At 42.3% G+C, this 9,143-nt stretch carries 9 protein-coding genes and 1 pseudogene; 8 read left to right on the forward strand and 2 right to left on the reverse strand.

Going from position 1 to position 9,143, the window contains the following annotated elements:
• The 4 genes and pseudogenes from ACH2DQ_RS01750 to ACH2DQ_RS01765 form a co-directional block, all read left to right on the forward strand.
• A pseudogene (locus tag ACH2DQ_RS01750) lies at positions 1–328 on the forward strand (ABC transporter ATP-binding protein); the annotation flags it as partial.
• On the forward strand, positions 303–2,315 hold the full coding sequence (locus tag ACH2DQ_RS01755; RefSeq protein WP_394915560.1) for a DUF6449 domain-containing protein: 2,013 nt from the start codon (positions 303–305) through the stop codon (positions 2,313–2,315). The pseudogene ACH2DQ_RS01750 and the gene ACH2DQ_RS01755, both read left to right, overlap by 26 nt.
• A 110-nt stretch (positions 2,316–2,425) precedes the next feature.
• Positions 2,426–3,415 carry a 2-hydroxyacid dehydrogenase gene (locus tag ACH2DQ_RS01760; protein ID WP_394915561.1) on the forward strand — a complete coding sequence of 330 codons (990 nt, stop codon included), beginning with the start codon at positions 2,426–2,428 and terminating at the stop codon, positions 3,413–3,415.
• Positions 3,416–3,499: 84 nt separating this feature from the next.
• Entirely contained in the window at positions 3,500–3,796 is a 297-nt protein-coding gene (locus ACH2DQ_RS01765; protein ID WP_394915562.1) for a DUF3892 domain-containing protein, read from the forward strand.
• 170 nt (positions 3,797–3,966) lie between these two features.
• Here the strand turns inward: ACH2DQ_RS01765 and ACH2DQ_RS01770 are convergent, their stop codons facing one another.
• Both ACH2DQ_RS01770 and ACH2DQ_RS01775 read right to left on the reverse strand, forming a co-directional pair.
• The gene (locus ACH2DQ_RS01770; protein WP_394915563.1) at positions 3,967–4,314 is read right to left on the reverse strand and encodes a hypothetical protein; all 348 of its coding nucleotides are present in this window, start codon (positions 4,312–4,314) and stop codon (positions 3,967–3,969) included.
• 63 nt (positions 4,315–4,377) lie between these two features.
• Positions 4,378–4,950 carry a xanthine phosphoribosyltransferase gene (locus ACH2DQ_RS01775; RefSeq protein ID WP_394915564.1) on the reverse strand — a complete coding sequence of 191 codons (573 nt, stop codon included), beginning with the start codon at positions 4,948–4,950 and terminating at the stop codon, positions 4,378–4,380.
• 214 nt (positions 4,951–5,164) lie between these two features.
• Here ACH2DQ_RS01775 and ACH2DQ_RS01780 point away from each other — a divergent pair, with 214 nt between their 5' ends.
• The 4 genes from ACH2DQ_RS01780 to ACH2DQ_RS01795 form a co-directional block, all read left to right on the forward strand.
• Positions 5,165–6,484 (forward strand): uracil-xanthine permease family protein, encoded by a 1,320-nt coding sequence (locus tag ACH2DQ_RS01780; RefSeq protein WP_394915565.1) that lies wholly within the window; start codon positions 5,165–5,167, stop codon positions 6,482–6,484.
• A gap of 83 nt (positions 6,485–6,567) precedes the next feature.
• Positions 6,568–7,743, forward strand: coding sequence for an ABC transporter substrate-binding protein (locus tag ACH2DQ_RS01785; RefSeq protein WP_395025264.1), 1,176 nt, complete (start codon positions 6,568–6,570; stop codon positions 7,741–7,743).
• A gap of 29 nt (positions 7,744–7,772) precedes the next feature.
• Positions 7,773–8,765 carry a FecCD family ABC transporter permease gene (locus ACH2DQ_RS01790; RefSeq protein WP_394915567.1) on the forward strand — a complete coding sequence of 331 codons (993 nt, stop codon included), beginning with the start codon at positions 7,773–7,775 and terminating at the stop codon, positions 8,763–8,765.
• Positions 8,755–9,143 (forward strand): ATP-binding cassette domain-containing protein (locus tag ACH2DQ_RS01795; RefSeq protein ID WP_395025267.1); only part of this gene is annotated, 389 nt, incomplete at its 3' end. The genes ACH2DQ_RS01790 and ACH2DQ_RS01795, both read left to right, overlap by 11 nt.

Below are 9,143 nucleotides of genomic sequence, written 5' to 3' on the forward strand. Positions count from 1 at the left end.
TATCTGTGACCACGTGGGACTTCTGCATGAAGGCGGTATTCTGTTGTCAAGAGATTTAGAAGATATGAGATTTGAAATCCATAAGCTGCAATATGTAATTCAAAATCCTACGGCGGAAGAGGAAATTCTAAAAGAGCTGGACGTCATGCAGTATGAAAAGAGAGGTTCTCTTGTTTCCCTGACTGTACGGGGTAAGAAAGAAACAATTCTGGCATTGGTTGGAAGTAAGAAACCGTTATTCTATGAAATTCTTCCACTGTCGCTTGAGGAAATATTTATTAGTGAAACGGAGGTGGCAGGATATGACATCAAAAATCTCATTCTCTAAGTTATTGAAGCAGGATTTGAAACGCAGCGGCGGTATTATTGCGATTATATCTCTGGCATTTTTCCTGTTGTTAACGGTTCGGGGCATTTTTACCTTAGATCAGATGCTGGCGACAATGAAAAATGGAGGCTGGACGTTAAAAGAAGTCATTTCCCAGTTTGCCGGATTACTGTCTTATAATGGCATTATCATTTTCCTGACAGTATCAAGTGCCGTATTATGCGGTGTATCCAGATTCTGCTATCTGCATTCTTCTACAAAACTGGACTTTTACCACAGTCTTCCCATTAGGCGGGAAAGCTTTTTCTGGGTTCAGTTCTTAAGCGGCATCCTGCAGTATGTGGTACCGTTTATTGTGAATATTTTAATTGTATTGTTTATCGGTGCGCTTAGAGGTGTTACTACAGGAGGCGTAGTTGGTCAGGTACTTTTGGGTGGATTTATTCATATTTTATTCTACCTGCTGATCTACGTAACCGTAATCCTTGCAATGATGCTCACTGGTAAAATTGTGGTTGGAATTCTTGCGGTAGGAGTATTCTTTATGTATCTGCCGGGAGTTATCTTCCTGACAACGGGATTATTCAGCATCTTCTTTCAAACTTTTTATCAGAATGAAAGTTTTTGGATGAAGCTGGCAGAGTATTTCTCCCCGCTGTTCCTCTACGGGCTGACGGTTGGAGCCGCTAGTGATGGATCCATGTTCTTAAGAGAACTGCTGATTGGGCTTGTGACATTTGTGGCAATGCTTATCCTTGTAATTTATCTGTACCGTATTCGTTCTTCAGAAGCATCGGAGCGGGCAGTTGCATTTCCAAAATCAGAATCTGTTATTAAGTTTATGCTGGTAGTACCGATTTCCATTGGCTGCGGATTTATAGCACATATGATGGCAATAGAAGGGAAAGACCTGTGGCTTGCATTTGGTGTTATCTTTGGCGGTATCATAAGCAGTGCGATTATTGAGTTTATTTATCATATTGATTTTACGAAAGTATTGGCAAGAAAGAAACTCATGCTGGCATCCCTGATCGTGTCCTTTGCAATTATTGGTATTTTCCGGTTCGATGTATTTGGTTATGACAGCAATATTCCAAAAGAAGAAAACGTGGAAAGTGCAGCGATCTGGGTAGATGGCCTGGCGATGAATGTCTATGAAAAATGGAGTGATAATGGCAGTTACATTTCCGGGTCCGATTCCAAATCATATGTGATGGATCATATGAATGTAACAAAGCTGGATAGCATTTATAGTATAGTGGAGTCCGCTCTGAATGCACCGGCTAATGCGGCAACAAATAATGTGATCGTGAAGTACCGTTTAAAGGATGGAAAAGAAAAGATACGATCCTACCAGGCAGAGCACAGTGTGATTGAAAAGGGATTAGAAGATCTGTATCAGCAGCCAGAATTTAAAGAAGGACTGTATCCGGCTATTAATCTGACTGGAGATGAGATAGGCAAGGTAGAACTTGTTAAAATGGATGAGTCCATCCAGCTGAATCTGAACAATAAGCAGCTTATTTCTCTGGTAGATACCTTCCGGGAAGAACTATCCGCTATGAAATATGAGGATATGAAAGCATCCAGTATGGTCAGCATGCGTCTGGAGGGTATAAATAGAAAGGTTCCAAGCGGATCCTACAGCTTATATCCTTGTTTTGAAAAAACCCTGGCCTTGTTGAAAGAATATGGTTATAATGTGGACGCAAAAATGGATCCCGATAAAGTCATCTCTATGAGAGTGGTGAAGTACGAAGAACAGGGCAGCCAGGAAGAAGTTTTCAATTCAAAAGAAGACTTTAAAGAAATTGCTGATAAACTTGTTAGTTCCTCAGGCAGTGACTATTTCCTGTATCCACAGTCCTCTTCATATGATGTAAACGTAACTTATAAAAACGAGAAGGGTGATACGATATCCAGCTATATGTACTTGTATAATGATAATATTCCCCAGTGTATCAAGGACAGATTTGGCGACAAATAAAAAAGCGGAGCCTATCACCTAATTAAAAAGCATGTTATAATAATAGAGCATCCTGTGACAATTGCTGGAGGATGCTCTATTACCTTTTAATTAAGAAGAGGAGATATTACATGAAGATTTTATTTTTTGGTACAAAGAATTACGACGAAGAGTTTTTTGGAAAAATACTGCAGGATAAAACATACAAAGATCTTGATATCACATATATTGAGCCGAATCTGACACCGGAGACGGCGAGCCTGGCTTGGGGATATGATGCAGTCTGTGCATTTGTGAATATGGATTTAAGTGCACCGTCTATAGATATGCTGAATAAATGCGGTGTGAAATTAATCCTGATGCGATCTGCAGGATACAATAATGTAGACCTTGAGCAAGCGAAAAAGTATGGTATAACCGTTATGCATGTGCCCGGATATTCGCCGGAAGCAGTGGCGGAACATGCAATGGCGCTGGTTCTAACCGCCAACCGCCATACCCATAAGGCGTATATCAAAGGCAGGGAAAATGATTTCAGCTTGAGCGGACTGATGGGGGTGAATCTCTATGGAAAAACGGCAGGTATCATCGGAACCGGTAAAATCGGAATTGCAATGGCACGTATTTGCAAGGGATTTGGCATGCGGGTAATTGGATATGACCTTTATCCGAACAACACGCTGGATTTTCTGGAATATGTGGATCTGGATACCCTTCTAAAAGAAGCTGATTTAATCTCACTCCATTGTCCTATGTTTGAAAATACCTATCATTTAATTAATACGGAAACCATCAATAAAATGAAAGACGGAGTTATTCTGGTCAATACTTCCAGAGGTGGTCTGATCAAAACGGAAGATCTCATTAAGGGAATTCGGGAAGGGAAGTTTTTTGCTGTAGGTTTGGACGTGTATGAGGAAGAAAACGGTAGTGTTTACGAAGACCTTTCTGAGAGAATTCTGGGGCATTCTACCATGGCAAGACTGTTGTCCTTCCCAAATGTAATGGTTACATCACACCAGGGATTTTTTACAAAAGAAGCGCTGAATGCCATCAGCCAGACAACGGTAGAAAATGCAATGGCGTTTTTAAATGGCGTGAAAAACGGAAATGAATTGTAGTAAGTTATTTGAAATCGACTACTAGATAACATGTATATCCTGAGAGGATTTGCAGACACTATTTCTGACAGGAGGTGTCATACAATGGAAGATAATAACACATTGGGTATTGCCCTGGCACGTAATGCCTTAGATGAAATTCCCAATCCTCAAAGTGATGCACAAACAATTATCGGGCTTGTTAAAAATGGAGGACGCGTGACCGGTTACCAATTATCAGACGGTTCAACCGTTTCCAAAGAAGAAGGAGTATTCCTTGCGAAAGAAGGGGGAATCCGGGGTGTGGGAATCGCACACCGCAATGGTTCCGAGTATCTGAAATCCCTTCCGGATGATACTGAAAATAATAACCTGAGTAATCTGCCGTCAATTTCCGGCTGATCATAGGTATCTGTTGCCCGGGCAGAGTTATTGGTAACGATTTAGCGAAAGCAATCAGGAAAGAAGTAACGTATACAATAAAAAATGGCGTCCATAACATATTTTCGTTATGGACTGCCATTTTTTACTGCCAAGATTACCAGACTATAGAACTGCTCAAAGTTGGCGAATTACACAATGTTCTCACCTAACAGAATTTTAGGCATTGTTGTGAGACAACGATTCCACCGTTTATAAAATTGCTCTAATCCCAGCTTTGAAACGCGCGCATGAGCTTCTGCGTCATCCAGTGTCCAGTGCAAAATATAAGTGACTTTACCAACCCATTTTGTCAAACGAATCGGTGGTTTTCCTTCCTTGACTGCTTTGAAGTCTTCCTGCCGATGAGTGCGCTTGATATACTTTACGTCAATAACCCCAGGCTGTGACAGGTAAAACTCGGCTACATCTTTCATTAAAACTTCAATTTCATCTTGCTTATCAATTTTTGCCTCATATATGCAAATTTCGTTGAACATCTAAATGCCCTCCATTACCTTGCTTTCCACGTACAGCTGCAGAAAGCAATTTTAAAATATGCGTTAGCCACGGAACATTAATCCGTCATCTGTCATCGATTCTACAATTGCAAGAGATTCCAGATGAACACCCTGTTCCCGAATCATGGCGCCGCCTTCCTGGAAGCCTTTTTCAATGACGATTCCCGCACCCTCAATGGTTGCACCGGACTGCTTGACGATTTCAATCAATCCTCTCAGCGCACATCCGTTTGCCAGGAAGTCATCAATGATCAGTACGTGGTCATCCGCATTTAAAAACCGTTTTGACAAGATGACATCATATGTACGTTTATGGGTAAATGATTCTACCTTTGACTGGTATACATCTCCATCAATATTAATGCTTTGTGCTTTTTTTGCAAAAATAACCGGTACGTTAAAATATTGTGCTGCAATACAGGCAATGCCGATGCCGGAAGCTTCTATAGTTAAGATCTTGGTAATCTTATCGCTGGGAAAGCGTCTTCGGAACTCTTTTCCGATTTCATTAATTAACTGGATGTCCATCTGATGATTTAAAAAGCTGTCCACTTTTAATACATGGCCGGGCTTGACCACACCATCTTTTAATATTCGATCTTTTAATAACTGCATTTCTAAAATTCCTCCACTGGGTTGATGTTATTTAATCATACAATATTCTAAACGGTATTACAATCATTTCTTGTAGAAAAATCTGTTTTTATGTGGAAAAATCTTTTTTTGTTAAAGTGTCGGTTGTCAGAAAAGTAACAATATGTTAGAATGCTACAGTACAGTTTTGTAAGGTGTACAGATTTGAGAAAAAAGAAGTTACAGGAGAGAAAAGATGAAGGAAAAGAAAAACGGCAGTATCTATGAACTGAATGGAGTGGTTCCTCTGCGTAAGGCAATTCCATTGGGAATCCAGCATGTTCTGGCAATGTTCCTGGGAAATATTTCCCCTTTGATCATTGTATGCGGTATGCTTGATATGGCTTTGGACTTAAAGACCAGTCTCATTCAGAATGCGATGTTCATTGCAGGTGTGGCAACGTTAATTCAGCTGTATCCGATTTGGAAAGTCGGAAGTAAGCTCCCCATTGTAATGGGAACCAGCTCCGGATTTATCGGAACGGCAAAAGCAGTCGGAGCGAGCTTCGGATACGGGGCACTGATGGGGGCATCCCTTGTGGGTGGTATATTTGAGATTCTTCTTGGCTTTTTTATAAAGCCTTTACGGAAATTATTTCCACCGGTTGTTACCAGCCTTGTAATTATTTCAATCGGATTGTCCTTACTGCCGGTTGGTATTAAATATTTTGGAGGAGGCGCCGGAAGCGAAGATTTTGGCAGCTGGCAGCATTTGCTGGTTGGAACCGTAGTTATTCTGGTAATTATCGTCCTGAAACAGTTTAAGAAAAGCTTTTTGAGCACAGCATCCATTTTAATAGGTATTATTGTGGGTTACATACTGGCAATCTGTCTGGGAATGGTTAATTTTGCCCAGGTACAGGATGCAGCCTGGTTCAGCCTTCCAACCTTTATGCCGGTTAAGATGGAATTTAATCTTCAGGCAATTATTGCAATGGGTATTATGTTTATTGCCACAACGGTTGAGACTGTGGGAGATATTTCCGGTATTACAAACGGAGGTCTGGACAGAGAACCTACCCATGAAGAACTTCAGGGCGGTGTTATTGCAGATGGTTTCGGCAGTTTCCTGGGAGCATTGTTTGGAGTGCTTCCAAATACTTCCTTCAGCCAGAATGTGGGTCTCGTTGCAGTTACGAAGGTAGTAAACCGTTTTGTTATTATGACCGGAGCAGTATTTTTAATCCTTTGCGGTTTCTGCCCGAAACTCAGCGCACTGTTTTCTGTAATGCCTCAGTCCGTACTGGGTGGAGCAGCAGTCATTATGTTTGCGATGATTCTGGTAAGCGGACTGCAGTCACTGCTTCGGGAAAAAATTGATGACAGAAATGGTTTAATCATCGCGATGGCAATTGGACTTGGCGTTGGTATCGGAAATGTACCGGAAGTATTGGCACAGATGCCGGCATGGGTTGGTAACATTTTTGCTCAAAATGGTATCATCATGACTTTTGTAATTGCTACGGTATTGAATCTGGTGCTTCCAAAATCAAAAAAGGAAGCTGCGGATAATTAAGGATTATTAAAAAAGCAGCTTGTACGGATGTCACCATATCCGTTAACAGGCTGTGTTTCGAAAAACTGGATGGAGACAGGCATATGAAAAATACTTTTGTGAATAAAATTACCGGTATCGTACTAGCGGCTGCGCTGGCAATGGGCTCCTTAACCGGATGTGGTTCCGGGGCTGATCAGAAAACCGAAACCCAGGCAGCAACAACAGCCCAGACAGAATCCGCTGTACAGACAGAAAATGGGAATGAAACTGAAGTTAATAATCAGTCGGAGACAGCAGAGGGTGCACAAACTCAGGCAGCTTCCGATTCAGAAGGTATGACTCAGGCAGAAGGGGAAATTACCGTAACCGATCAGATTGGCAGAGAAGTCACCCTGAAGGCACCTGTTAAGAAAATAGTTTCTTCCTATTATATATCTACTGCCATAGCGATTGCTCTTGGACTTGAGGATAATCTGGTTGGAATTGAAATGAAGGCAGATACCCGGGAACTGTATAAGAAAGCCGCACCGGAATTATTAGAACTTCCGGCTGTTGGTTCCGGAAAAGGGATCAACATTGAGGAAACTGCTCATTTAGAACCGGATGTGGTCATTCTGCCAAAGAAGTTAAAGGACTCTGTGGGGCAGTTTGAAAAGCTGGATATCCCGGTATTAGTTGTGGATCCGGAAACCCTGGATAACTACCGGGACTGTGTGGTACTGCTTGGTGCAGTTGCCGGTGTATCAGAGAAGGCATCCGAGTTAAATGCTTATTATCAGCTGAAAATGGATGAAGTGGCAGAAATGACCAGGGATCTCACAGAGAAACCATCGGTTTACTTAGCGGCAGGAAGCAGTTATTTAAGTACCTGCACATCAAAAATGTATCAGAATGACCTGATTGCCATGGCTGGAGGCACAAATGTGTCACAGGGGCTGGAAGATGGGTATTGGGCAGAAGTATCTCCGGAACAGCTGTTAGAATGGAATCCCCAGTATATCTTTGCAGTGAGTTATGCCGAGTATAGTCTTACGGATATTACATCGGACGGGAAATTATCGGAAGTTCAGGCTGTGAAAGATGGCAATGTTAAAATGTTCCCGTCTAACATAGAACCCTGGGATTACCCCACCCCTTCTTCAGTGTTGGGTATTCTCTGGCTGACCCATATGCTTCATCCGGATTTGTATTCAGAAGAGGCATATATTCAGGAAGCTCGGGATTTCTATCAGAAGTTCTTCGACATTCAGGTTGAGGCATCTGATCTGGGGTTGTGATTGTAAGAGCATCGTTATAAAGGAGTTTTATGAATACGAGAAAAAGGTTTTGGATTTTGACGATCATATTAGTTTGTGTCATACTTTTGTCCTGCTGCGTGGGAAGATACGAGTTATCCCTGACGGATATCTTTGCTATTATAACCGGGCAGGGAGGAAATGTTATGGACCGGAAACTATTTTATCAGATTCGTCTGCCCAGGACCTTTTTTGTGGTTTTATCCGGAGGAGCTTTGGCGCTGGCAGGCACGGTATATCAGGCAGTCTTCCAGAATCCTTTAGTGTCTCCGGATGTTCTGGGTGTGAGCAGCGGGTGTTCTGTGGGAGGAATTCTGGGAATCCTGTTTCTGGGACAGTCGGTTCTGGCTGCCCAGGGATTGACTTTTGTATTTGGAATGGGTACCGTGGCGCTGGCTATGCTGCTTGTTTCCTGGATGAGGGGAAATAAAAGATATCTGATGATTATTGCAGGCATTATTGTAGGTTCCTTAGCGGATTCTGTGATTATTTTCCTGAAGTATACCGCAGACCCTAACCGGGAACTGGCGGCTATCGAATACTGGCTGATGGGCAGTTTTCAAAATGCCGGATGGGATTCCACGATACGTGTGCTGCCGTTTATGGCTGGAGCAGGACTTTTACTGTTTTTGTTCCGCTGGAAAATGAAGGTTTTGATATTAGGTGATGAAGAAGCGGACAGTTTGGGGATTTCGCCGCATTTTGTAAGGAATATTTCTTTGATTTGTGCTACAATACTGGTAGCGGTTGTGGTAAGTGAAGCGGGGGTAGTATCTTGGATTGGATTGATAGCCCCGCATTTGATCCGCATGTTTAACGGTGATGATTATGTTAAGAATTTTTTCCAGAGTATTTTATTGGGAAGTATCCTCCTGCTGCTTGCTGATATCTGTTCCAGGAGTCTGGCACAGTCGGAGATACCAATCAGTATTTTTACCTCGTTCTTTGGGGCAGCAGTGTTGGTAATATTCTTATGCAGAGGGAAAAACAGACATGAAAATTAGTGTAGAAAATGCATCGGTTTTAATCGGAAAAAAAGTAATATTGCAGGAGATATGTTTTGCGCTTCCCAAAAAAGAACTGGTTATGGTGATTGGTCCCAATGGGTGTGGGAAAACGACCTTACTGCGTCTGCTCATGGGACTTCACAAGCCCCATAGCGGTGGAGTATATTATGATGACAAAGCACTGGGAGATCATACGGTGCTGGAAAAAAGCAAAAAGATGGCTTATATGCCCCAAAATCCCCGCAGACAGGAAGAGGACGAGGTATTCGACTATGTACTGTTAGGAGTTACCCCGTATCTGAAGTATTTTTCCCTTCCCGGCAAGGAAGAGAAGGTACTGGCTGAACTGGTGCTGGCAGAACTGGGGCTGGGCGG

This window comes from Robinsoniella sp. (assembly GCF_034124845.1).